Genomic DNA, 23,527 nt, shown 5'->3' on the forward strand with positions numbered 1-23,527 from the left:
CATATTGAATCATGGAAAAAGAAACAGTCTTTATTGGTTCAGACCATGCCGGTTTTGAATATAAGGAAGCCATCAAAAAAATGCTTGCGGAAGCAGGCTACCGGGTTGAAGATGTAGGAACGCACAGCAGCGAGTCAGTGGATTATCCGGATTATGCCCATCCTGTAGCACAAGCAGTAGAAGAGGGAAAAGCACACCGGGGAATTCTTATTTGTGGTTCCGGCAATGGTGTGTGCATAACAGCCAACAAACACGCGAAGGTACGGGCTGCTCTCTGTTGGAACGAGGAAATAGCCCGCTTGGCGCGTCAGCACAATGATGCGAATGTGATTTGCTTGCCTGCCCGTTTTGTGTCGTTGGAAGAAGCCAAAGCTATGGTCAAAACCTTTTTGACAACCGGCTTTGAAGGCGGACGGCATGAAAGGCGTGTCAATAAAATAGCTTGCGCATGAATGCATGTGCAGTTTGCAGCAATAAAAATTAAAAAAGCAGCTACTTTAAAGTAGCTGCTTTTTGGTATTTAGCATGTTGGGTTTACTTCTTGGTGATGGTGACCGTGATGGTATTATCACACTCGCCTTCGCCGTAGTTGACTACATGAATGGCACGAGGTCCTTCCATTTTCACTACACCGGAAACAGGCATATAGTTTTGGCTAAGGAAACACTCGGTTTTGATAGTCAAGGGTTCTAAGATTTCGGCATTGTAAGTTTGTTGGCGACGGTCAGTACCGGACCATTCACCGGTAATTTTAAAGACGTCGTCAAAGGAATTGTCCAATTTTTGAATGTCTTCATAACCGCTCACCCATTCGCGCACACGTGTTGACTGCCAAGAAGCTTCGAGTCCGCCGGGGAAGATTAATTTACCATTGGCTTCCAAACGGTGAGTAGGATTGCCACCTTGTTCAGTGATATTGGTAACAGTTTTGGTGCCGACCACTTGCACAAAACCGGTGCCACGACGGTTGCTTACAAAATAGTTTTCAGGAGTGGTGGTAATTACGCTGCCGGGCTCCATATAAGGACCGGTATAGGTGATAATGATTTTTCCTTTACGTGTGCGTCCGTCTTGACACTTCACGCCTTCTTCACCAAAATCAATGGTGATTTTCTTATTAGGTTTATCTATTGTAATAACACAATTACAACCACGCACAACGCCGTTGGCACGGGCGGTCGCTCCTTCGTCAGAAGGTTTGGCAGCTGCTTCTGCTTGCAGGGTAGCATCGATAGAGATGCTTTCCAGGTCGTCGAACTCAGCCTGCACATCGTTGCCGTCTTCTACGTAAGCATCTTCCGGGATAGTAGGCTCATTGTCTTTCTTGTTACAAGCACTCAAGCTTACAAGCGAAGCAAGGGCTACTACTGCGGTGTACTTCCAAAATACTCGTTTCATAGTTTTTTCTCTTTTTTGGTTTGACTTCGCTTGTTTAGATGCAAAAATGAGGCGATGGTTTAAAAGGTGTAATTTTTTATTGATTATTCTTTATAAACGATGTTGTAACATTGTTTTTTTATGCCGGATAAGTGTTTCCCTTCAATGAAAAAGAGCTCTTTGGGTTTGTAAGATTGCCAAAACCGCTGCACGCTCTTTGGTGATATGATACGGTCTTTTCTTGGCAAATAGATGCTTACGGGCACGGGGTAGAGCTTTGCGAATATATCGGCGGGAAGAGCAAAGTGGGCAGATATTGCCCAGTGTTTGCGTAGTTGTTCCATTTCTTCTTTCGTGCAGGGGATGTCGGTTCCTAAAAGACGCACGATTGTTCTTCTTACTTTTCGAATGACCGGAAGTAACATGTACCACATATGCCATAAATAATTCATGTGAGGATGTAGCATCCGGCGAAGCCAGGGGTGAGGCGGCGCACCTTCAGGCGCTATTAAAACAAGTGAGCGGGGAGACAGGTGAAGGGCTGCCCATATGGCTGCCCTTGCCCCCATGCTTAGGCCAATAATTTCGATTGTTTTTGCACCGACCAGTTCTTTTAGCTCTGCAATGAGTAAACTGGGGGGCAAATCCTGTATTTCTAGCAGATAAACAGTATAAGGTGGCATAGAGTGAAACAAGCGCCGGAGACTGGTAGCTTTTTGCCCGGCTCCCAAAAACACAATACGGACGCATTGCTCGCTTTTGCCCGGAATTTTTATGTATCTTAGCCTTTGTTGCATGGCTCAAATGACATTTTGACGCGCAGACGTATATATACGTAAAAAAACATTTATGAGGGCTGTCGCTTTTTTTGGCTTTTTATGTTTTCTGCTTTGCTTAGGAGATTGGGCACACGCACAGTGCACGGTGGATACTTCTACCGGCTTTGGTGTAGGGGCTGCAGTCTGTCCGGATGCGCCCGTAACGCTAACCAATCCGGAGCCGGCAGCAAATGCCTGGGAATGGTATTTCTGCGCAGATGCTTTGGAGCAGGCGCCAACAATAAGTTCAGCATTTTTTTTAGAAGGGAGTATTGTTACCAATCCGCAAGTTTTGCGCGATAATGATGGTAACTACTATTTTTTTGCCACCAGCCGGGAAACCAATGAATTGATACGCGTGCGTTTGGGCAGTTCGCCTTTAAACGCGCCCCAGGCAAAGCCGGAAAGAATCAGTCTTAGCTTTGCAGACAAGTGCGAGCCACTCGATTTTATTCAAGAAAATGGGCAGTGGTATGCCATTGTTGCCAATATAGGGTATGCAGGAGGAAGTAAATCTTTTTTGAGGCTGTCTTTTGGCAGTAGTCTGGCAAACACACCTACCGTAACCAACTTGGGGGATCTGGGGCTACCTGCGTTGAGCCGCGGATTAAGGTTAGTCAAGCAGGGGAATGACTATTATATGCTGGTAGCCAATGCTACAGATAACAAGCTGCGGGTGGTAAAATTCGGTAACTCCATGTCGAATGCTATAGATGCGAGCAGTATTGTGCAAGAAATAAGTTTTGCTTCAGGAGACTATACCTGGCATGTGAGTGTATTTGAAGATTGTGGCAAGGTGTATGCTTGGGTGTTGGGGTTATTGGGTAACAAAATATATCTTTTGGACTTTTCTATGGGGGTGGAGAATACCCCCATAGTATATGATAGAAGTGCGACAATCGGGCTCAGTCGCCCGGGAGGAAGCTACAGCTTGCGTGTGGGTGAAAAAGTGCATACTGTCTTTTTATCGCAGTTTAATAGCACTAATGGGGAAGTAAAACATGCAGCTTTTTCTGGCGATATCACTTCTGTGCCTACGGTCCAAACTCAAAATACATCGATAAAATATGTGGAAGGTATAACGGGCTGCTTCTATGGGGGGATTTTGCATTTATGGGCGGCGAACTACAATACCCGTGTTGTGTATCGTTTGTCGTTTGATGCATGCGATGCAAGCGACGCTTACTCAACGGACCCCAATCCCACAGTTAGTTATCATGGATTGGGAAGCCGGCGCGTGATAATGGTTGCTACCCAGGGAAACGGCAACCGGAGTATTTACGAAGACAATATCAATGTGGATAACAACAGCATTGTTGCAGATTTCAGTTTTTCAGGACAGTGCATAGGTGATGTTACTACTTTTACCAATACGAGCATCGGTGATTTTTCTAACGTGACGCAATGGACTTGGGATTTTGGAGATGGCAGCCCCACAGTGAATGCCGAAAACCCTACACACACCTATAGCGCTCCGGGAGACTACACCGTAACACTAAGTGTGCAAAGCAACAATGGCTGCATAACGACTGCCGTGAAGACCGTTTCTATTTCTGATGCTCTTATTGCCGATTTTCAATATACGGGCAGTGCTTGTGTCAACAGCCCGCTAACCTTTGAAGACTTGAGCACTTGGAGCTTCAACCCACCGGATCCGGTGGGTGGTTATTATTGGGATTTTGGTGATGGTACTTATTCCGTAGTGCCCAACCCCCGGAAGAGTTACGCTGCACCCGGCGATTATCTTGTCCAGCTTACCATTCAAGATGCAGGGGGATGCATTGCTTCTGTTTCAAAAACGGTTTCTATTATCGAGAGCCCGGTGGCATACTTTGAACCGCCCGCTTTGATTTGCCGGGGTGCAGAAGTGCTGTTTAGCTCCCAAAGTTCAGGTGCTATTTCTGCTTATGAGTGGTTTATTGATGGACAGTGGGTAAGCAGTGAAGAGAACCCGCAGCTTATATTTTCTTCTTCCGGGCAACACGAGGTAAGCCTTCGCGTTGTTTCACCCAACGGCTGCGATAACATATACAGTCAAGCGGTAGAGGTAAAAGGCTTGCCGGCAGTTCTATTTGTAGCTACTCCTTCCGAAGCCGACCCGCTGAATATTCAGTTTTCTAATCAGAGTAGTGGCGGCGTGAGTTTTATATGGGACTTTGGCGATGGTGCGCAATCTACGGAAGTGTCACCTTCACATGTGTATGCATCGCCCGGAATGTACCGGGTAGAACTTACGGCTATGAGTGTAGATGGTTGCAGTAGCAGTTTTGCACAAGAAATTGAAGTAGGAAAGCTTGACCGTGATTTGAGCTTGGATAGTCTGTGGTTGTCTTCTGATACAGAAACGGCCAAGTTGTTAGTTTCGAACAGAGGGAATATTGCGGTTTCATCTTTTAATGTGAAACTTGCAGTTGAGGAAAATGTGGTAGCCGATACAGTGATTGCTGTTTTATTGATGGCAGGCGAAAGCCGGGAGGTCGATATTCCTCTGAGTTTGACAACAGAGTATCTGCGGGAAGCCGGCTACGTGTGTGCTTCGGTAAGCTTGCTTAGCTATCAAGATGCACAGCCGGCAAATAACGAAAGGTGCATTTCAACGCGCGAAGGGTTCTATGTGTATGCGCCTGCGCCTAATCCGGCAAATGAGGTGCTGTCAGTTCGTTGGGTGCATAACCGTCAGACAGCCATACAACTGCAGGTGTATGACAACCAGGGGCAAGTGGTGGCCGGCTACCGTTTTGATTCTTTTGCCATACCGGCACGCTATGATATAAACACTTCTTCCTTGCCTTCGGGCTTGTACTTCCTGAAGATAAGCGACGGAGCACGCCTTTTTGTATATCGATTTATTGTCCGGCACTAAATTTTACTATTTTTGAAGAATGAACTGTGTGCCAAGTCTATGGAAAAAAGTACGGTGAAGAACTTAAAAGTACAATCGCAGGAGGAGTGGACGGAAGTTATTGAGCCGCATAAGCCCTGGTGGCAGTTAAATCTCGGTGAATTATGGCGTTATAGAGACCTTGTTGTTTTATTGGTACGCCGTGATTTTGTGGCACAGTATAAACAAACCATACTGGGCCCTTTGTGGCATATTATTACTCCCCTGCTAAGCACGCTTATATACACCATTGTATTTGGCAATATAGCCCGGCTGCCTACCGACGGCATCCCGCCTTTCTTGTTTTACTTATGCGGTACCACCTTTTGGAGTTACTTCGCGAAGTGTCTTACTTCTACTGCCGATACTTTTGTGGCCAATCAGCACATTTTTTCCAAGGTGTATTTTCCTCGTCTGGTCATGCCCGTTTCACAAGTCATTAGTGCAGGCATCGGTTTTGCCATTCAGCTGGGGCTGTTTTGGTTATTTGCATTATATGCTTTTGTTCAAGGTGCGCCTATTCATCTTTCTTGGGCAGTATCTTTATTTCCTTTACTGGTGCTGCTGATGATTATGCTGGGTTTGGGGATGGGAATTATTGTTTCTGCCATGACTACCAAATATCATGATTTAAGGCATGTGGTTAGTTTTGGTGTGCAGCTGTTGATGTATGCCACTCCCGTGATTTATCCGTTATCGATGGTGCCGGCTAAGTGGCAAAAGTGGTTGCTTTTTAATCCGCTTACTTCCTTGATGGAGGCTTTTCGTTTGGCTTTTTTAGGAGAAGGATTTTTTGATATATATTGGTTTGTTTATAGTGCTTTGGCTTGTTTATTGGTGCTTATTGTGGGAATGATTGGGTTTAACAGGGTGGAAAAAGTATTTGTGGATACTGTTTAACAGTACAGCTGAAATGACAAAGAGTGTAATAAAAGTAGAGAACGTCTGGAAGCAATATCGCTTGGGAGTGATTGGGGCGACAACGCTGCGCGATGATTTGAAACGCCGCTGGGCAAGACTATGGGGAAAAGAAGACCCTACTTTAACAATAGACCAAACCAACCGCTTGGCAGATAAAGCTACGGAACCTTATACTTGGGCGCTACAGGATATCAACATAGAAATCGAAGAAGGGGAGGTAGTGGGTATTATTGGAAAAAACGGAGCAGGTAAGAGTACACTGCTGAAAATACTATCCAAGATAACCCCACCTACCAAAGGGCAGGTGAAAATCAGGGGGCGCATTGCCTCACTGCTCGAAGTGGGAACAGGCATGCACCCGGAGCTTACCGGTATTGAAAACATTTATTTAAACGGCGCCATTTTAGGGATGAGCCGCAGAGAGGTGCGGCAGAAGTTGGATGATATTATCGACTTTGCCGGTATTGCCAAGTATGCCGATACGCCCGTGAAGCGTTATTCATCGGGCATGCGAGTGCGTTTGGGATTTGCCGTAGCGGCATTCTTGGAGCCCGATATTCTTATTGTGGATGAAGTGCTGGCTGTGGGGGATGCTGAATTCCAAAAACGGGCAGTAGGTAAAATGAAGGAGGTGAGCAGCGGGCAGGGACGAACAGTTCTGTTTGTGAGTCATAATATGGCAAGTGTGCAAACTTTATGTCAAAGAGGCATTTTGCTGGATCAAGGCAAAGTGCTTTTTGATGGTAATGTGGAGAAAGCGGTAGGCTATTACACTACTAGTACGGTTAACCTTGTTAGCGAATATAAGAAGCAACAAAATGAAAAAAATCAAATAAATGAAGTTCAATTAATCGATGCATTTAACCATGTAAAAAGCAGTTTTAGAATAGATGAATCCATAAAAATAAGACTAAAATTTAACTTTCAAGACGACAAAAGGGCAGACGGTGTTCGTGTGGGGATTGCAGTGGCAGAACAAAGAGGTCGTAGAGTGTTTACTACAGAAGTGCCAGTCTCAACCTTTAGTCGAAATAATAATGGTGACTTTAGTGTGACCTGCGAAATTCCTCCAAAGTTATTGGTACCGGGTGTCTATAAAGTTATTCCATACTTACATATACCCAATGTAATCCTTTTTAGTTGTATCGATGATACCGTCTTTTTTAAAATTGAAGAGAAAGGGTCTTCATTTTACCTTTATAGTGGCAAGGATTATGGATGTGTGTTTGTTGATTGCAGGTGGCAAGATGCCGGTTTTTTATAGTATAATTTTGTGCTCTGTAAGCATATTTTGTAGAGCTTTGAGAGTTTTGCAATACTAAAATATTAACTTAAAGTTAATTATATCTTTTTGGGTTGGCTTATTACTTGTTACTTGATGAAAACTTCAAATCTTATTCTAAGATAAGAACATCTCTGTGTTGAATTATGTTGTTTTAACCAACTGCCATGCACCATCAGTACTTATTTCTCACGGGCGCAACGGGCTCTATAGGGCGTGCTTTCTTGGCATACCGGATGCAGCAGAATCCGGAAACGCCTCTGTTAGCCCTTAGCCGTGATGAGCAAAAGATATTAGACCTGCAACAACGATACCCACGCAAGCGCTACCCTCATCTTTACTTTGAATTGGGCGATATACGCGATGCGGGCCGCATACGGCAATTGCTTGCCCAATACCCTTGTCATGAAATTGTACATGCGGCTGCTCTCAAGCATGTACCCTTGGCAGAGCATTATCCGGGCGAATACATACAGACCAATATTATAGGCACACAGAACTTGCTGGAAGCTGCCGTGCAAAATGCCGTGCAGCGAATTACCTTTATTTCCACAGACAAAGCCTTTTTGGCTGCCGGTGTGTATGCAGCCACCAAGCGCTGTGCCGAGCAGCTGCTGATAGCCCATGCCCGGCGTTCAGCCATGCCTGCAGTAGGCATCTTGCGCCCCGGCAATTTGGTTCATGCCCGGGGGTCTGTGTTTGAGCAGTTCAACAAATCCGGCCATGCGTTGACCATCACCCATCCGGAAGCAAGCCGTTTCTTTTTATCAGAAGCACAACTACTGCAGGCCATCGACTACGTACGTGAGCGAACCATTGAAGGTGAAATCGTCATTCCCAAAATGCAGGCAGTGCGTATTGCAGACTTGGGCAGCTGGTTAAAACCCGGTGTGCCACAACAGGTAGCAGGCCTGCGCCCCGGTGAAAAAATTCACGAACTGCTATTTGACGAAAGCCTTCACGGGCGTATAGCAGAAAACCGAAGGTATTATATTTTATTTCCTGAAGCCCCTTCTATAGAAGCGCTGCAAAGACATGATGCCCAACTGTTGGAAACACCAAAGGCTTGTAGCTCGGCAGACCATCTCTTGCCTTCACTTCAAGCATTTAACGACTACCTGGGGCAACCCTGCCAAATAAAGCAGTAAAAAGCCGTTCTTTCGATATTATTCTTAACTTTGAACCATAGGTATTCTCTCTTACTTTAAAAAACATAAGCTATGAAATTCGGAACTAAAGCCATACATGCAGGCGTACACCCTGACCCCTCGACCGGGGCAGTGATGACCCCCATCTTTCAGACCTCGACCTACGCACAAGAGGCCCCCGGCGTACACAAGGGCTATGAGTACTCGCGCACCCATAACCCCACCCGTGATGCCTTACAAAAAAACCTGGCGGCACTTGAAAACGGCAAATATGGCTTTGTTTTCAGCTCCGGTCTGGCAGCCACCGACACACTGATGCGCACCCTTAAACCCGGCGATGAAGTCATTGTTACCAACGACCTGTATGGCGGCACCTACCGTCTTTTCCGGCGTGTGCATGAAACCTACGGTTTGAAGTTCCATTTTATCAACATGGAAAACGTAGCGGACGTAGAGCAATATATCACTGAAAACACCCGCATGATTTGGGTAGAAACACCCACCAACCCACTCATGAAAATCATAGATATTGCCGGCGTGGCACGCATTGCCAAAAAACACGGGCTGCTGTTGACGGTGGACAACACCTTTGCTTCACCCTATTTGCAGAATCCTTTGGATTTAGGTGCCGATATTGTGATGCACTCAGTAACCAAGTACCTTGGCGGGCATTCCGATGTGGTGATGGGCGCGTTGGTTACTTCGCACGAGGCACTTGCCGAGCAACTTGCTTTCTTACAAAATGCCGTGGGGGCTGTGCCGGGACCCATGGACTGTTTCCTGGTTTTACGCGGCATAAAAACACTGCATCTGCGTATGCGTCAACATTGTGAAAACGGGCGCGTGATTGCCGAGTGGTTGGAACAGCATCCCGCTGTTGGTAAAGTTTATTATCCGGGCTTTGAAACGCATCCCAATCACCATGTGGCAAGAAAGCAGATGAAAGACTTTGGCGGCATGGTGTCTTTTACTTTCAAAGAAGATGACATGGACCTGGCGAAGGCTTTTATGAGCAACCTGCAAGTCTTTACCTTGGCGGAGTCTTTAGGTGGGGTAGAATCGCTCTGTTGCCACCCGGCTACCATGACTCATGCCAGCATTCCCAAAGAAGAGCGTGAAAAAGCCGGTTTGCGCGATACGCTCATCCGTTTAAGTGTGGGCGTGGAAGATGTGGAAGACCTCATTGCCGATTTGGCACAGGCAATTGAAAAAGCTTTCCAAGCTGTGAGTAAGTAACTTTTGTTGTAAACATTTGATTTTTAATTAAACATGTTGGGCTGCTGCAATTATTTCAGCAGCCCAATGCTTTTGGCACGCCCTTTGCCTAAAAGCATAAGCATGTTTTACATTTAAATTTTTAAAAATTATGAAAAACCTGTTCTTAAGTTTGTTTTTGGTGGCGCTTAGCCTTGGTGGGTTTGCCCAAACGGAAAAAAGAAATGTAATCAAGACGAACTTACTCAGTCCTTTTCTGAGTGCGGCTCATCTCAACTATGAGCGTGGTTTGAGCGACAAAACGAGTGCCCAGCTTGGTTTGATGTATCTTTTTGGGGTGAACCAAGGCGATACCAAGTTCAATGGTTTTGGCATTACGCCCGAGTTCCGTTTCTATCCTTCCGGCAATGCCGTACAAGGCTTCTTTTTGGCTCTTTCGCCACGTTATCAGAGCTACAACCTCGAAGCTACGATAAGTGACGACAACGGCAACTCCAACACTTCCAAGGCTACATTGAGCTCTGTAGGTGCCGGCTTGCTTATTGGTAGCCAGTGGCATTTTGGCAAATCCGTAACACTTGAACTTTATGGTGGACCCTCGTACAACGTTGGCAACGTAAAGGTAGAAAGCGGCAGTGAAGATGATTTCAACACCGGTTTGGGAAGCGGCTTTGGCTTGCGTTTTGGCTTGATGCTCGGCTTTGCATTCTAAACATAGCGTGAAGCTTGTTATTTAAGCTTTGGGGCAATGTGGCAACATATTGTCCCAAAGTCATTTTTATGAAGCAAAGTAAAATACCGTGCAAATACTTTTTTAGTAGATTGAAAGCCGTGCGGTAGTATATCTTTGTGTGTGTAATGGTCTCTTAATCTAATTTCAACTTTACTCATTTTTTCACTCTTCCCATAATTTAGCTTTGGGAAAGTATTCCGGGGCACTGCTAATAAAAAATGGTAGCATTGGCATAATGCCCCCATTTTTGGCAAAATTTCATCCAACGTTGCCATCTCTTCATACTGCTATCATGCCGGTTGCCGGTCCGGAACACATCTTTAAACCTTCTGCTACTTGGACTTTATCTTTGGGTTTGACGCGTTTTTGAACATTTCTCTGCAAATGAATTGAGCATAATTGTTGGGATGAAGGAAATTTTTTTCCATATGGCATCCTCTGTTGAAGAACACGACTTTTTAGTTCGTCAAAAACATCCTCCCATGCCTTAGCACTTTCAGTAGGGGAATTGACAGTGCCCAATACCTGCCGTGAGCGCTCTTTTCGAACACCTAATATCGTATAATAGGCCTCTTTGTTTACGTGATCCGCTTTTCGGGTGTATATAAAAGTTGCGTCAATTAGAATGATGGGGTAATAGGATTCCAATGGCCGGGTTAACCGCGCTTGCACTTCTGACCGGGCATACTCAAACAACCGGCTGATTTGTGACTTGGACTATATTGCTTTCCATAAATGTCCCCAAATATCTCCCCAACCTGTGCTGTCGTCAGACCGGCACCATACAAGTTAAATGCAAGTTTGCGGGCTTCCTCTTCCCGGTTACGCAACAATGCCAAAAGTATAGGATAGAAATTCCCCCGGCGACTGCGCGGCACTCTTAGTTCCGGTAGTTTTCCTTGTCCAAAGGTCTTGCGATAGCGGTGTCCATTGCTCATATCATCTTCTTTTTTTGTTATGGAGTTCACCTTCAGCCCGCATGATCGCTTCAAAGCTGATTTTTAAAACTTCTTGGAAACCATCCTTTTTTTGAGCAGGTTCTCTTAAAGTTTTTGTAACTTGTTCTTGTGTAAGATGTATCTCTTTTTGAAAGCCCTCACTTGCTCATACAGCTTATAAAACACTTTTTCTTTAAATTACCCGCATCAAAAACCCAACTTTACGAATCACCGCCGTATTTATGTTGCTTAGTATCCTAATTTTGTTTTTTCTTTTATGGTTGGCAGTGCACTTCTTTCGTGGCAGCGACATCAAGCCGGCAAACAAGCATTTTTCGCCACAATGGCAAGCAGATAACGAACGCTACCCCTTAGTATTTTTGCCTTCATCTTATTATGGTGCGAATGCGCCGGAGCGCCTGAGCCATCAGCCACAGCGCGGAAGCAGCGAAGCCTATTTTTTCAAGTATTTAAAGCGCTATTTCCCGGGATGCATATTCGATAACTTGGCACTTAGGATTAAAGATGACCACTATTTTCCCGACTTCGTGCTGTATTACGAACCCCACGACCTGTGGATTGACGTAGAAATAGATGAGCCCTATAGCTTGCCTCATGGTGAACCTACGCACTATATAGGGGCAGATGACCGGCGCAACCGTTTTTTTACAGATAAAGGATGGGTAGTCGTGCGCTTCACCGAAGAGCAAGTGGTACGTCAGCCGCTGGCTTGTTGCCGTTTCTTGGCAGAACTACTGCAAGCCCTGACCGGTGATGACAGCTTCCTGTTGGAATTGAAAACCGCTCCGGAGTTGACCATCCGCCCTTACCCCTGGACAGAAGAAGACAGCCGTCATATGGCCATCTACAAAACCCGGCAAAGCTATCTACGACTCACGCGCTGACTTCTTCGATTTGAAAAGATATACCTTGTTTTCATTGCCTTGAAGCAAACGCCGGATGTTGCTGCGGTGCGTATAAGTAACCAGTGCTACCATCAGCCAGGCAAAATATTTGAAATAAAGGCTGGTGCTTCCCAGCAGGTCAAAAGAAACCACCAAGGCAAAAGCCAAAGTGGCCAACATAGAGCCCAAAGACACAAAGTGACTCAAGAGCAGCACTACCAAAAATACCACCACGGCTATCGCCGAAGCGCCCCAGTGCAGTGAAATAGCCATTCCCAAAGAAGTAGCTACACCTTTTCCCCCCTTGAAATTCAGAAAAACAGAGTACACATGCCCCAAGATAGCACACAAGCCGAATGCCATCTGCCATAAAAACAGGCGGTCTATGTCTGCTTCCGTATGCAGCCACACCGGCAATTGAGTAGCCACCCAGCCTTTCAATATATCAAGCGAAAGCACAATGCTGCCGGCTTTTTTGCCCAACACACGGAATGTGTTCGTGGCACCGGCATTACCGCTACCATGTTTGCGCACATCTACCCCAAAAAAACGCTTGCCTATCCACACCGATGAAGGTATGGAGCCCAGTAAATAAGCCACCGGCAAAAACAAGGCTACTGAAAAAATGCTGTTCATTTCCCGGAAAAATTAAATCATCACAACACATTGAAGCTTAAAGCTGCAAAAAGCCTGTGAATTGTACAAGCTGCTTCACATAAAAGAGCCGGAAAAAATACGTAAATTTGACCGGATTATACCTATATTGTAAAACGGTTAAATTGAATTAATACGATGAAAATTAGCTATCAATGGCTTAAAGACTTTATCGAAATAGATGATCAAAGCCCGGAACTGATTGCTCAAAAACTCACGCATGCCGGCTTGGAAGTGGAACAACTGCATTCGTATGAAGCCATTCCCGGCAGCCTTGAAGGGCTGGTTATAGGCGAAGTGCTGCAGTGTGAGCCCCATCCCAATGCCGATAAATTGAAAAAAACCTTGGTAGATGTGGGAGGGGAGCAGCCCTTGCCCATTGTATGTGGTGCGCCCAACGTGGCCAAAGGGCAAAAAGTAGTAGTAGCTTTGGTAGGCGCTACGCTTTACCCCAAGGAAGGCGAACCATTCAAAATCAAAAAAGCCAAAATACGTGGCGAAGTGTCGGAAGGCATGATTTGTGCCGAAGACGAAATAGGTTTGGGCAGCAGTCATGAAGGCATTATGGTGCTCGATACCGACTTGCCCAACGGAACACCTGCCGCCGAATTTTTTAAGCCTTATCGCGACACTGTGCTTGAAATAGGCCTAACCCCCAACCGTGCCGATGCGGCTTCGCATCTGGGCGTAGCCCGCGACCTGAAAGCCCTCTTGGACCGTCCCATACAAATGCCGCCTGTTCAGCAGACGTTCCCCGAAACCCCTTCGCCCATTTCCGTGGAAATAGAAAACCCGGAAGCTTGCCCCCGCTATGCAGGCTTGTTGATAGAAGGCGTTGCAGTAGCCCCCTCGCCGGCTTGGTTGCAAGAGCGCCTCAAAGCCATCGGGCTCAAGCCCATCAACAATGTGGTGGATGTCACCAACTATGTGATGCATGAGCTGGGGCAACCCATGCATGCTTTCGATGCCGACCGTATCGAAGGCAACAAAATCATAGTAAAGACCTTGGACGAAGGTACCCCCTTTGTTACCTTAGACGAAGAAGAACGCAAACTTTCTGCCCACGACCTCATGATTTGCGATGCAGTGAAACCGCTGGCAATGGCCGGTGTGATGGGGGGCTTGCATTCCGGTATTCAAGACACTACCCGGCGCGTATTTTTGGAAAGTGCCTATTTCAACCCAACCTACATACGAAAAACTTCGGCACGACATGCCCTGAAAACCGACGCCTCTTTCCGTTTCGAGCGTGGCACCGACCCGAACATGGTGCTCGTAGCTTTACAACGTGCCGCTTATTTGATAACACAACTTGCCGGCGGCAAGGCAGCAGCTCAAATAGTAGATGTGTATCCGCAGCCCATTGAGAACCGCCGCTTCTTTGTGAAATACGAGCGTTTGTTTACCCTCTTGGGCATAGAGATTCCCAAAGAAGAAGTGCGGCGCATACTAACCGGCCTCGATATTCTCATAGAAGAAGAAACAGAAGAAGGCATGGCGCTGAGTGTACCGCCCTACCGTGTGGATGTAACCGGCACTGCCGACATTGCCGAAGAAGTGCTTCGTATCTATGGCTTCGACCGCGTGCCTCTGTCAGAGCATTTGCATACGTCGTTTATTTCGCCATTTCCGGCGCCTGCCCAAGACAAAAAGCACCTGCAAGATACCATAACGGACTTCCTGGCATCGCAAGGGCTGTACGAAGTCATTACCAACTCACTCACCAAGCCTGCTTATGCCGAGCGGCTCAGCGAATCGGCGTGGGGGCAGCCTGTTCGCATGCTCAATTATACCGGCGAAGAAATTAGTGTGCTGCGCAGTTCCCTGCTGTTTTCCGGGCTGGAAGTCATAGCGCACAACCTGAACCGGCAGCGCAAATATCAAAAGATATTTGAGTTTGGTAGAGTATATTTCCAAACTACCGATGGAGCCTATGGCGAGAAAGAGCGGCTGGGTATATGGATAACCGGTAATCGCCACCCGGAACACTGGTCACAGGCCACGCAAGCTACTCAATATCACGACTTGGCCACCATCGTTGAGCGCCTGTTGAAGCGTATGCGTGTAAATAAATTTACCAAAGCGGCGGCACCCGCCGATCAGTGGGGCTATGGCATCCGCTATTTGGTAGAGGGGCATGCCGTGGCGACCGCCGGCTTGGTACAACCCAAGATAACCCGCATGCTTGACATCAAACAAGAAGTGTGGTTTGCCGATGTGGATTGGGATTGGCTCACCGCCCACTACCATGATGATTACACTGCCCGGGAGCTGCCCAAGTTCCCGTTTGTGCGCCGCGACCTCTCGCTCGTCCTCGATAAACAAGTCACTTGGCAAGAAGTAGAAGCTCTCGCCTGGCGTACCGAAAACAAACTTCTGAAACACATCAACCTGTTTAGCGTATATGAAGGCAATAATATTGGCGAAGGTAAAAAATCCTATGCCATCAGCTTTATTCTGCAAGATGAAACCAAAACATTGACAGATAAGGTTATAGACAAAACCATGCAGAAGCTGATGGACGCTTACAAAAAAGAGCTGGGAGCCGTTATTCGCGAATAGTGCATAAGAAATGAATGGAAAACTACGATAAAATATTACAGCGAATCGAACTGTTCGAAGAAAAAGTGCTGCAATTGGTAGCAGCACATGAAATATTATTGGAAGAAAATAAGCAGCTCAAAGAAGAAAATAATAAGTTGAAAGACTTAGTCAAACGATTAAATACGGAACTAATTAACTTTCAAAATCAATATAAAATTAGTAAAATTGTTGCTTCAATAGCGCCTGATGCAAAGGATGCGGAGGAGCTAAAAGCGAAGATTGACGAATATATCGCGGAAATAGATAAATGTATCAAGTTGTTGTCTTAAAATAAAATATTGACTATGAGTCAAAAATTACCCATCACCCTGCGTATTGCCGAGCGGTCTTATCCTATGGAGGTGGACCGCGAGGATGAAGCACGCTTACGGGCGGTGGGCAAAAAAATAAACCAACAACTAAAGCACTATAAGGACGTTTACGGGGTGACCGACTCGCAGGACCTGCTGGCTATTTATGCCGTGGACTGCTCTATGGAAAAAGAAAACTTGAAAGAAGCTTTAGAAGCCTGTGAAGACCTGATTCTATCAAAAATTAATTCCTTAGAAGAAATCGTTGACCTCACCCTGCAGCGTTCCCAAAAAGCCATCCGCTGACAGTCAATCCCTCCCATTCCCACGCATTGCGCTATTGAAGGGCATTATATGGTAGAACCTTCAAAAGTAGTAATGTTATGGAATGGCTATATTGGATGTTGATACCGCTGTCATTGGGCGGTGGAGTCCTTATCGGGAGGGCTATTTTCAAAAAAGCCTCTCAAAAGTTAGAAGAAGAAGCACAAGCACGTGCCGAGCAAATCCTGCGTGAGGCAGAAACCAAAGCCGAAAACATACGCAAGGAAAAAGAATTGGCTGCCAAAGAGAAGTTCTTGCAGTTGAAAGCAGAATTTGACGAGGAGGTAGCCAAAAAGAAAAACATATTGCTCAACAATGAGGCAAAGCTCAAACAAAAAGAGCAAAACCTGAATAAAGTAATTGAGCAAATCAAAGCCAAAGAAGCCGAGCTCAAAGCACTCGAAAGCTCTTTGAGCCAGCAAACCGAGGTGATCGCCAAAAAACGCGAGGAAGCCGAGCGCTTGCTGCAACAGCAAATTAAAAGCTTGGAAAAAATTGCCGGCATGACTGCCGAGGAGGCAAAAGCGCAGCTTCTGGAATCATTGAAAGCCGAAGCACAAACCAAAGCTTCTTCCTACATCAAAGACATCTTGGAAGAAGCCAAAATTACCGCCAACAAGAAAGCCAAGAAAATCATACTGGAAGCCATTCAGCGCACGGCTACCGACCATACCATTGAAAACTGCGTGTCGGTATTTCCTTTGGAGTCCGATGAGCTCAAGGGCAAAATCATTGGACGCGAAGGACGTAACATCCGCGCGCTGGAAGCAGCCACCGGCGTGGAAATCATCGTGGACGACACCCCCGAAGCAGTCATTATTTCGGGCTTCGACCCCGTACGGCGCGAAATAGCCCGCCTGTCTTTGCACCGTTTGGTACAAGACGGACGCATACACCCCGCCCGCATTGAAGAAGTGGTGGCCAAAGTAGAAAAACACATAGAAGAAGAAATCATAGAAATAGGGGAACGCACGGCCATCGAATTAGGCATCCATGGCTTGCACCCCGAGCTCATCAAGTTGGTAGGGCGCATGCGCTTCCGTTCGTCGTATGGGCAAAACCTGTTGCAGCACTCAAAAGAGGTGGCTCAACTCTGTGGCATCATGGCTGCCGAACTGGGCTTGAACGCCAAGATGGCAAAACGTGCCGGCTTGCTGCACGACATAGGCAAAGTGTATCCCGAAGAAAGCGACTTGCCACATGCTATCTTGGGTATGGAACTTGCCAAGAAATACAAAGAGCATCCCGACGTGTGCAATGCCATTGGGGCACACCACGACGAAATAGAAATGACTACCATGATAGCCCCCATCGTGCAGGCCTGCGATGCCATTTCCGGCTCACGCCCCGGGGCGCGTCGCGAAGTGATGGAGTCTTACTTGCAGCGCCTCAAAGACCTGGAAGCCTTGGCGCTTTCTTTCGATGGTGTGTACAAGTGCTACGCCTTGCAGGCCGGCCGCGAGCTGCGCGTCATGGTCGATGCCGAAAACATATCGGACGAGCAGGCAAGCATGCTGTCTTTCGAAATAGCACAAAAGATAGAGCAAGAAATGCAGTACCCCGGGCAAATAAAAGTAACCGTGATTCGCGAAACCCGGGCTATCAACTATGCAAAGTAAGTTCTTTGAAGTGTTTTGCTTTCCATATCTCGGGGCTGCCGCAAGGCAGTCCTTTTTCTTTTGCTCATTTTGGTGTAACTTGAAACAAATATCAGTTTATGTTGCTACAAGCCATCGACATACACAAATCTTACGGCAATGTGCAGGTGCTCAAAGGCGTGCATCTGGAGTTGCAAGAAGCCGAAGTACTTTCGGTAATGGGCGCTTCCGGCGCAGGCAAAAGCACCTTGTTGCATATTTTGGGTACCCTCGACGCCCCGGACCGCGGGCAGTTGCTGCTCGACGGTAAGCCCCTGCACCGGGCTTCTGCCAAGCAGCTCAATAAAATCAGAAATCAGGACCTGGGCTTTGTGTTTCAGTTTCATAACCTGCTGCCCGAATTTACGGCGCTGGAAAATGCAGCCATGCCTGCCCTGATTCAAGGTATGGACAAAACGGAAGCCTATGAACGGGCAGCCCATCTGCTTGAATACTTAGGCGTGGCACATAGAGCACACCACGAACCCGGGCGGCTTTCGGGGGGCGAAGCGCAACGCGTGGCAGTAGCACGGGCGTTGGTCAACCGGCCCCGTCTTGTGTTGGCAGATGAGCCCAGCGGCAACCTCGACGAAGCCAATGCCGTTCATCTGCATGAACTCTTTTTGAAGTTGCGCGATGACTTTCGCACCGCCTTTATTATCGTAACACACCACAAAGAGCTCGCAAAGATGGCAGACCGGGGCGTATGGCTCAATGAAGGACAAATTGCCGAAGAGTGGCAGCGCCGTTTTGCGTAGTCCGCATAAAAAAGAAGGAGTAAGCCCTTATATTTGTTTTATTAACTGAAAACCAAGGATAAATACATACAACCATGGCAAAGAAAAAAGACGAACAAACCAACGACCCCAAATTAGCCAGCTTGCAAAACGCTATAGCGCAACTGGAAAAAGCCTATGGCAAAGGGGTAGTGATGCGCCTGAGCGATAACCAAAAAATGGATATACCGGTTATCTCTACCGGCTCGCTTATGGTCGATATTGCCTTAGGCGTGGGCGGTTTCCCCCGTGGTCGCGTTATTGAAATCTACGGACCGGAGTCTTCGGGTAAAACCACCTTAGCCCTGCAAGCCATTGCCGAAGCCCAAAAACAAGGCGGCATTGCAGCATTCATAGATGCCGAGCATGCCTTTGACCCCATCTATGCCCAAAAGCTGGGTATCGATACCGAGCGCTTGCTTATCTCACAGCCCGACAGCGGCGAGCAGGCACTCGAAATCACGGAGCATCTGATTCGTTCAGGTGCCGTTGATATTATTGTGGTGGACTCGGTGGCGGCTTTGGTGCCCAAAGCCGAGTTGGAGGGCGAAATGGGCGACAGCAAAATGGGTTTGCAAGCCCGCTTGATGTCCCAAGCCTTGCGTAAACTTACCGGTGTCATCAGCAAAACCAGCTGCTGCTGTATCTTCATCAACCAGCTGCGCGAGAAAATAGGCGTGATGTTTGGCAACCCTGAAACCACAACCGGTGGCAATGCCTTGAAATTCTATGCCAGTGTGCGGATTGACATTCGCCGTATAGGCTCTATCAAAAAGGACAAAGAGATAGTAGGCAACCGCACGCGTGTAAAAGTAGTGAAAAACAAAGTGGCGCCCCCCTTTAAAACCGTTGAGTTCGATATTATGTATGGCGAAGGAGTGTCGAAGCTGGGCGAAATTATCGACTTGGCAGAGCAGCTTGGCATCGTGAAAAAGTCCGGCTCTTGGTATTCTTATGGCGACACCAAGCTGGCACAAGGGCGCGAAAAAGTGATTGAATTGCTGCGCGACAACCCCGAACTCGCCGACGAGCTGGAACAACAAATTCGTGCAGAACTGCTGCAAGGCCGGGAGCTGCCCATCGATATCAAAGCCGGCGAGGATGAAAACCTTGTGATAGATGATGGCGACGACAACACCGTCGTCACTGATGATGAATAAAAAAACAATACACAGCCGGTGAATGTAAGAGAGAGAGGCAGGAAGTTCTGCTTCTCTTTGCTTTTTTATTTGAAAAGCTGCACCAGGCGAAAGTAATCTCTATAGACCAGACGTACCGTTTTGCGCATGTCTTTATCGTTCAGAAAGCTATGGCAGCGGCTCTGCACACATATTTGCAGCGGCAAGTCTTCTACAATGGCGTTGTAAAGCGCCTGTGCAAAACGGTAGTGGGCTTCATGAGTGCGCAAATCCAACGAAAGCGTATCGCCTGCAGGATTGCCCACAAGCAAAAAGGCGCCACTTTGACGCAGCGAGTCGGCCATTTCATGCACAATGTAGGCTTCATCATACATGTAGTTGTTGGCAATTACGGGATAAAGCGGCAAAGGTGCATCTAAAAAATCCTTATGCCGGCATAGTTGCATGCGGTCTTTCCCAATTTCTTCTATGTGGTAGCGAATAGAACGCACATTGTGAAAATACAAACGGCTGGCGTCGGTGGTCTTAAAGCGCATGCTCTCTTGTTCTACTTTCCGGCTACTGTCTGCACAACCGGCAAGCAAGCTCATACAAAAGAAGCAAAGCAATAGTTGGCGTATCATGCAATGGATTCCAGAAAATAAACCAAGTCTTCTATTTTATTGAGCAAATGAAGGTTGTCGGGCATGTCCCAACCTTGTCCTACGACATTATGTCCCGTGATAAGCATTTTTGATTTCGAAAAAGTTTCGGAAAGTTCATAAAGAAAAGCCTGCATTTCTTTGATGGGGGGATGTGTCGTGATGACTGTCAGAAGGTATTCGGGCTGCCATTGGCGGTAAGCTTCCACGGCGTCGTTCATAGGCACCGACTGCCCCAAATAAAGCACCGGAAAGCCCTGTTTTTTGATGAGGTAATGAGAAAAAAGCAAAGTAAGTTCATGCCATTCGCCTTCGGGAAGGAACAACAAAAAGCGGGCTTTGTCAGAGCGGGGATTGATCGCTTGTGCATCTATGGCCACTATCAGTTTTTGCCGGATAAGGCAGGAAATAAAATGTTCGTGGGCAGGGCAGATAGCCGACGTCTGCCATAAAAGCCCTACGCGCTTCATGAAAGGATGCACAATTTCAAGAAAGGTTTTGTCGAAGCCATACTTTACAATAGCGGTGGAGAGCACCTTCTCGAAGCGATATTCGTCGAGTTCCAACATGGCCAGTGCCAGTGCATCAATGGTCTCTTCTTGCCCACTGTTCTGTGCTTCCAATTGTAGAACGGCTTTTTGTAATTCCTCATCGCTCATTTTGGCCACTTTCGATATGCGCATGCCGTGTTTGGTAAGCAGGGCTATGTTCATCAGGCGGCGCAGGTCTGCATCATCATAATAACGTATGTTGGTGCCGGTGCGCTTGGGCTGCACTATGCCGTAACGCTGTTCCCACATACGCAGCGTGTGCGCTTTGATGCCCGAAAGGTGTTCCACTTCTTTAATACTGTACTTTCCCATGACTGCTTATTGTCTTGTTACTTTAAAAAGCACCTGTGCGGGCAAATTGTTTGCTTAAAAGGCAAGATAAGGTATCAAACGTTCTATTTCTTCCGGGCTGAATGCTTTGATTTTCTTCAAGTCACCGGCGTGTTGAAAAGCACCGTGTTGGGTGCGGTAGGCTACAATCGCTTGTGCCTGTCTTCGGTTGAGGTAGGGGTGGCGGGCAAGTGTTTCTGCATCGGCTTGGTTAATGGGAATCAGGCGCAGGTGAGTGGTGTCGATGGTAAGGTGAGGCAAAATGTTTTGGTAAGTCTCCTCCGGCAAACCATACACTTCTTTTAGTTGCTCTACGGTGTAAAAGCCGCCCAGCAAGTCGCGATAGCGCACAATGCGCCGGGCGTAGGCACTGCCTATGCCCCGCAGTTGTTTCAAAGAGGCCGTGTCGGCTGTGTTGAGCTCAATAAGCAGCGGTTTTGAATACGCTTTCCGTTTAGATTGAATGGTTCCGGATGTTTGCGTTTGTTTGGGAAAAGCATATTGGGAGACATGAGTTGTGGTATCTATCCGTACATAGGGCGCCAAGGCTTGGTAAAGCTCTTGCGGAAAGCCGTATATCTTTTGCAGGTCTTCAGGCTTGCGAAAGCGTCCCCCTTTGGCACAATATGCCCGGATGCGCTTGGCCAGCCATTGGGGGGCACCTAAGCGCTGCCAGTCGGTAAGGGTAGCCGTGTTGGGGTCGAAAAAGAACAACTCTTTGGCCGTGTACCTTTGTTTTTTGTGCGCCTTGCTTATAGGCGCACTGTCATCGGGTAGTTTGTTTGCCAGGCTGTCGAGCTGAGGGGGCGGAAGAGGCAGTGCCCTTGAGCTAAAATAATGGGCAGCCAAGCGGGCGCTGCCCAGCCACAATCCCAAAAGAACCGTTAACACAAGCATGCCATACAGCTCACGACGGCTCATCAGAAAATGGCGGCGAAAGAAGCGGAGCATAGCGCGCATGACAGCCCGGTTTTTTAAGTGTTTTTACTCACTGTTTCTGTCTGCATCTGCTTTCGAATGAGTGCCAAACCTTCTTCGAAGCTATGCGGCTGATAGCCCAGGTGCTTCTTGGCTTTGTCTATAATGAAGCCGGTTTTGGGCGGACGTTTGGCTGGTTGTGTGAACGAAGAGGCATCGGCGCGCTCTACTCTTTCGGTAGAATAGCCATAGTAACGTGCGATGCGCATCACCATCTCGTAAGGTGTCATCAGCTCTTCGCCCGATAGATGCCATATGCCCGTTGCCTGTTGTTTGACTATGCGCACGCAGCCGTCTGCCAAGTCCTCTGCCAGGGTGGGGGTGCGCCACTGATCATCAACCACCTTGATGGGCTTTTGTTGCTCGAGCGCGTCGATTGCCCACAATACTATATTGCTCCGGCTGAGCGTTGGCGAATAGCCATATACCAGCACCGTGCGGGCTATTGCCCACCGGAGATTGTCCATTGATTGAATCAATTGCTCGGCACGGAGTTTACTTTCCCCGTAAATGCTGATGGGGTGGGGTGTGTCTTCTTCTTTGTAAGGTCCGGCCTGGCCGTCAAAAATGAAGTCGGTGGAGAGATGAAGCAAAAAAGCATTGTATTGAGCAGCGGCTTCTGCTATATGACGCACGGCTTCCACATTTTGCAGAAAGCAGTCTGCCGGGTCTTGTTCGCACTCATCTACCTGTGTCTTTGCTGCGGTATGAATGATGGCATCGGGGCGGTGCAGGCGCACTACTTTTTCCACTTCTTCTTTCCGGCTTACATCCATGCTGATGTACACCGCATTGGCAGGCAAAGTAGCACGGGGGGTGCCACGCGAAGTAGCAATGATTTGCAACTGCTCATCTTGTCCTAAAAGAGCCAACAGCTTTTGCCCCAACAGCCCGTTGGAGCCGGTTATTAAGATTTTCTGTGTACTCATTTTTTCAGATGTTTGAGCTTCATGCGTATAATCTCGCCCGATTCGTAATCGTTGAGCAAAACCATTTCGTTCTTTTCCAGACGTTCAATGGCAATAAAAGTTTCTTCGGCAAAAGAGCCGTCGGCTTCTTTGCGTCGAATCCACAGTTTGGAGAGCGAAGGGTCGAGGCGCCAAGTGCCTTCTTCACGGCTGCCTGCAAAGTAGATAGCATAGGTACCGTCCGGGCGAAACTCAAAAGAAGAGTAGCGAATAAGTGTAGCTATTTCATTGCGGTACTGCTGTTTTTGTTCAGGCGGGGCGTTGCGAATCAACTCTTCATAAGTAGGGATTTCGAGCGCCACCAACTGCCATTGTCCGGCAATAGGGCTATCTGCTTTTTTTTGTGCCACAGCCGCATGCGACATGTACAGCAGCACACAGCTCAACAAAGCATAGAAATGTTTTTTCATAGATGCA

24 protein-coding genes are annotated in these 23,527 nt (G+C 47.3%); 14 read left to right on the top strand and 10 right to left on the bottom strand.

Annotated elements, in window-relative coordinates; all coding sequences use genetic code 11:
• Positions 1-11 precede the first annotated feature (11 nt).
• Entirely contained in the window at positions 12-452 is a 441-nt protein-coding gene (rpiB, locus tag QVE43_RS08950; protein WP_288006244.1) for a ribose 5-phosphate isomerase B, read from the top strand.
• Positions 453-534: 82 nt separating this feature from the next.
• Here rpiB and QVE43_RS08955 read toward each other — a convergent pair whose 3' ends face one another.
• Both QVE43_RS08955 and QVE43_RS08960 read right to left on the bottom strand, forming a co-directional pair.
• Positions 535-1,398, bottom strand: coding sequence for a hypothetical protein (locus QVE43_RS08955; protein WP_288006247.1), 864 nt, complete (start codon positions 1,396-1,398; stop codon positions 535-537).
• A gap of 83 nt (positions 1,399-1,481) precedes the next feature.
• Entirely contained in the window at positions 1,482-2,174 is a 693-nt protein-coding gene (locus QVE43_RS08960; protein ID WP_288006250.1) for a hypothetical protein, read from the bottom strand.
• A gap of 52 nt (positions 2,175-2,226) precedes the next feature.
• Here QVE43_RS08960 and QVE43_RS08965 point away from each other — a divergent pair, with 52 nt between their 5' ends.
• The 6 genes from QVE43_RS08965 (at position 2,227) to QVE43_RS08990 (ending at position 10,354) form a co-directional block, all read left to right on the top strand.
• A complete protein-coding gene (locus tag QVE43_RS08965; RefSeq protein WP_288006253.1) occupies positions 2,227-5,058 on the top strand; it encodes a PKD domain-containing protein in 2,832 nt (943 codons plus the stop codon).
• Positions 5,059-5,070: 12 nt separating this feature from the next.
• Positions 5,071-5,976: an ABC transporter permease gene (locus QVE43_RS08970; RefSeq protein WP_288006255.1), complete on the top strand. Its 906-nt coding sequence runs from the start codon at positions 5,071-5,073 to the stop codon at positions 5,974-5,976.
• Between the two features lie 13 nt (positions 5,977-5,989).
• Entirely contained in the window at positions 5,990-7,261 is a 1,272-nt protein-coding gene (locus tag QVE43_RS08975) for an ABC transporter ATP-binding protein (RefSeq protein ID WP_288006258.1), read from the top strand.
• Between the two features lie 185 nt (positions 7,262-7,446).
• Positions 7,447-8,427 (top strand): polysaccharide biosynthesis protein, encoded by a 981-nt coding sequence (locus QVE43_RS08980; protein WP_288006261.1) that lies wholly within the window; start codon positions 7,447-7,449, stop codon positions 8,425-8,427.
• 72 nt (positions 8,428-8,499) lie between these two features.
• Complete coding sequence (locus QVE43_RS08985; RefSeq protein ID WP_288006263.1) at positions 8,500-9,663, top strand: cystathionine gamma-synthase; 1,164 nt, start codon at positions 8,500-8,502, stop codon at positions 9,661-9,663.
• 130 nt (positions 9,664-9,793) lie between these two features.
• Positions 9,794-10,354, top strand: coding sequence for a DUF3575 domain-containing protein (locus QVE43_RS08990; protein ID WP_038031242.1), 561 nt, complete (start codon positions 9,794-9,796; stop codon positions 10,352-10,354).
• 300 nt (positions 10,355-10,654) lie between these two features.
• Here QVE43_RS08990 and QVE43_RS12595 read toward each other — a convergent pair whose 3' ends face one another.
• Together QVE43_RS12595 and QVE43_RS08995 are read right to left on the bottom strand one after the other, a co-directional pair.
• Complete coding sequence (locus tag QVE43_RS12595) at positions 10,655-11,047, bottom strand: transposase (RefSeq protein WP_374758348.1); 393 nt, start codon at positions 11,045-11,047, stop codon at positions 10,655-10,657.
• Complete coding sequence (locus QVE43_RS08995; protein ID WP_288006519.1) at positions 11,032-11,343, bottom strand: transposase; 312 nt, start codon at positions 11,341-11,343, stop codon at positions 11,032-11,034. The genes QVE43_RS12595 and QVE43_RS08995 overlap by 16 nt, the downstream gene beginning before the upstream one ends.
• A 212-nt stretch (positions 11,344-11,555) precedes the next feature.
• Between QVE43_RS08995 and QVE43_RS09000 the strand changes: the two genes are divergently transcribed.
• On the top strand, positions 11,556-12,218 hold the full coding sequence (locus QVE43_RS09000; protein ID WP_288006267.1) for a hypothetical protein: 663 nt from the start codon (positions 11,556-11,558) through the stop codon (positions 12,216-12,218).
• On the opposite strand, the gene plsY is transcribed toward QVE43_RS09000, so the two are convergent.
• The gene (plsY, locus tag QVE43_RS09005; RefSeq protein ID WP_288006269.1) at positions 12,201-12,854 is read right to left on the bottom strand and encodes a glycerol-3-phosphate 1-O-acyltransferase PlsY; all 654 of its coding nucleotides are present in this window, start codon (positions 12,852-12,854) and stop codon (positions 12,201-12,203) included. The genes QVE43_RS09000 and plsY overlap by 18 nt on opposite strands.
• Positions 12,855-13,010: 156 nt before the next feature.
• Here plsY and pheT point away from each other — a divergent pair, with 156 nt between their 5' ends.
• From pheT to recA, 6 genes are all read left to right on the top strand, one after another.
• Positions 13,011-15,434: a phenylalanine--tRNA ligase subunit beta gene (gene pheT, locus QVE43_RS09010; protein ID WP_288006271.1), complete on the top strand. Its 2,424-nt coding sequence runs from the start codon at positions 13,011-13,013 to the stop codon at positions 15,432-15,434.
• Positions 15,435-15,448: 14 nt separating this feature from the next.
• Positions 15,449-15,745: a hypothetical protein gene (locus QVE43_RS09015; protein WP_038031262.1), complete on the top strand. Its 297-nt coding sequence runs from the start codon at positions 15,449-15,451 to the stop codon at positions 15,743-15,745.
• Between the two features lie 15 nt (positions 15,746-15,760).
• Positions 15,761-16,072, top strand: a complete 312-nt coding sequence (locus QVE43_RS09020) for a cell division protein ZapA (protein ID WP_288006276.1) — start codon at positions 15,761-15,763, stop codon at positions 16,070-16,072.
• 77 nt (positions 16,073-16,149) lie between these two features.
• Positions 16,150-17,709: a ribonuclease Y gene (gene rny / locus QVE43_RS09025; protein ID WP_038031266.1), complete on the top strand. Its 1,560-nt coding sequence runs from the start codon at positions 16,150-16,152 to the stop codon at positions 17,707-17,709.
• Between the two features lie 98 nt (positions 17,710-17,807).
• Positions 17,808-18,485 carry an ABC transporter ATP-binding protein gene (locus tag QVE43_RS09030; protein ID WP_308445314.1) on the top strand — a complete coding sequence of 226 codons (678 nt, stop codon included), beginning with the start codon at positions 17,808-17,810 and terminating at the stop codon, positions 18,483-18,485.
• Positions 18,486-18,559: 74 nt separating this feature from the next.
• Entirely contained in the window at positions 18,560-19,663 is a 1,104-nt protein-coding gene (recA, locus tag QVE43_RS09035) for a recombinase RecA (RefSeq protein WP_288006280.1), read from the top strand.
• A gap of 65 nt (positions 19,664-19,728) precedes the next feature.
• Here recA and QVE43_RS09040 read toward each other — a convergent pair whose 3' ends face one another.
• The 5 genes from QVE43_RS09040 to QVE43_RS09060 are packed head-to-tail and all read right to left on the bottom strand — an operon-like array spanning position 19,729 to position 23,520.
• The gene (locus QVE43_RS09040) at positions 19,729-20,265 is read right to left on the bottom strand and encodes a hypothetical protein (RefSeq protein ID WP_288006283.1); all 537 of its coding nucleotides are present in this window, start codon (positions 20,263-20,265) and stop codon (positions 19,729-19,731) included.
• Positions 20,262-21,146, bottom strand: coding sequence for a MerR family transcriptional regulator (locus QVE43_RS09045; RefSeq protein ID WP_288006285.1), 885 nt, complete (start codon positions 21,144-21,146; stop codon positions 20,262-20,264). The genes QVE43_RS09040 and QVE43_RS09045 overlap by 4 nt, the downstream gene beginning before the upstream one ends.
• A 54-nt stretch (positions 21,147-21,200) precedes the next feature.
• The gene (locus QVE43_RS09050) at positions 21,201-22,124 is read right to left on the bottom strand and encodes a helix-hairpin-helix domain-containing protein (RefSeq protein WP_288006287.1); all 924 of its coding nucleotides are present in this window, start codon (positions 22,122-22,124) and stop codon (positions 21,201-21,203) included.
• Between the two features lie 14 nt (positions 22,125-22,138).
• Positions 22,139-23,071, bottom strand: a complete 933-nt coding sequence (gene rfbD / locus QVE43_RS09055; protein WP_038031273.1) for a dTDP-4-dehydrorhamnose reductase — start codon at positions 23,069-23,071, stop codon at positions 22,139-22,141.
• A complete protein-coding gene (locus QVE43_RS09060; RefSeq protein ID WP_288006290.1) occupies positions 23,068-23,520 on the bottom strand; it encodes a hypothetical protein in 453 nt (150 codons plus the stop codon). Before QVE43_RS09060 ends, rfbD begins: the two co-directional genes overlap by 4 nt.
• Positions 23,521-23,527: the final 7 nt, after the last annotated feature.

Source organism: Thermonema sp., from assembly GCF_026003375.1.
Lineage (GTDB): Bacteria > Bacteroidota > Bacteroidia > Cytophagales > Thermonemataceae > Thermonema > Thermonema rossianum.

Bases quoted from the DNA above. Each gene is read 5' to 3' on its own strand.
- QVE43_RS09040 (WP_288006283.1), bottom strand. From the start codon at position 20,265: ATGATACGCCAACTATTGCTTTGCTTCTTTTGTATGAGCTTGCTTGCC.
- recA (WP_288006280.1), top strand. From the start codon at position 18,560: ATGGCAAAGAAAAAAGACGAACAAACCAACGACCCCAAATTAGCCAGC.
- rny (WP_038031266.1), top strand. From the start codon at position 16,150: ATGGAATGGCTATATTGGATGTTGATACCGCTGTCATTGGGCGGTGGA.
- plsY (WP_288006269.1), bottom strand. From the start codon at position 12,854: ATGAACAGCATTTTTTCAGTAGCCTTGTTTTTGCCGGTGGCTTATTTA.
- QVE43_RS09020 (WP_288006276.1), top strand. From the start codon at position 15,761: ATGAGTCAAAAATTACCCATCACCCTGCGTATTGCCGAGCGGTCTTAT.
- QVE43_RS09045 (WP_288006285.1), bottom strand. From the start codon at position 21,146: ATGGGAAAGTACAGTATTAAAGAAGTGGAACACCTTTCGGGCATCAAA.
- QVE43_RS08990 (WP_038031242.1), top strand. From the start codon at position 9,794: ATGAAAAACCTGTTCTTAAGTTTGTTTTTGGTGGCGCTTAGCCTTGGT.
- QVE43_RS08960 (WP_288006250.1), bottom strand. From the start codon at position 2,174: ATGCAACAAAGGCTAAGATACATAAAAATTCCGGGCAAAAGCGAGCAA.
- pheT (WP_288006271.1), top strand. From the start codon at position 13,011: ATGAAAATTAGCTATCAATGGCTTAAAGACTTTATCGAAATAGATGAT.
- QVE43_RS08980 (WP_288006261.1), top strand. From the start codon at position 7,447: ATGCACCATCAGTACTTATTTCTCACGGGCGCAACGGGCTCTATAGGG.
- QVE43_RS09015 (WP_038031262.1), top strand. From the start codon at position 15,449: ATGGAAAACTACGATAAAATATTACAGCGAATCGAACTGTTCGAAGAA.
- QVE43_RS08955 (WP_288006247.1), bottom strand. From the start codon at position 1,398: ATGAAACGAGTATTTTGGAAGTACACCGCAGTAGTAGCCCTTGCTTCG.
- QVE43_RS08975 (WP_288006258.1), top strand. From the start codon at position 5,990: ATGACAAAGAGTGTAATAAAAGTAGAGAACGTCTGGAAGCAATATCGC.
- QVE43_RS08965 (WP_288006253.1), top strand. From the start codon at position 2,227: ATGAGGGCTGTCGCTTTTTTTGGCTTTTTATGTTTTCTGCTTTGCTTA.
- QVE43_RS09060 (WP_288006290.1), bottom strand. From the start codon at position 23,520: ATGAAAAAACATTTCTATGCTTTGTTGAGCTGTGTGCTGCTGTACATG.
- rpiB (WP_288006244.1), top strand. From the start codon at position 12: ATGGAAAAAGAAACAGTCTTTATTGGTTCAGACCATGCCGGTTTTGAA.
- QVE43_RS09030 (WP_308445314.1), top strand. From the start codon at position 17,808: ATGTTGCTACAAGCCATCGACATACACAAATCTTACGGCAATGTGCAG.
- QVE43_RS08985 (WP_288006263.1), top strand. From the start codon at position 8,500: ATGAAATTCGGAACTAAAGCCATACATGCAGGCGTACACCCTGACCCC.
- QVE43_RS09000 (WP_288006267.1), top strand. From the start codon at position 11,556: ATGTTGCTTAGTATCCTAATTTTGTTTTTTCTTTTATGGTTGGCAGTG.
- rfbD (WP_038031273.1), bottom strand. From the start codon at position 23,071: ATGAGTACACAGAAAATCTTAATAACCGGCTCCAACGGGCTGTTGGGG.
- QVE43_RS09050 (WP_288006287.1), bottom strand. From the start codon at position 22,124: ATGCGCGCTATGCTCCGCTTCTTTCGCCGCCATTTTCTGATGAGCCGT.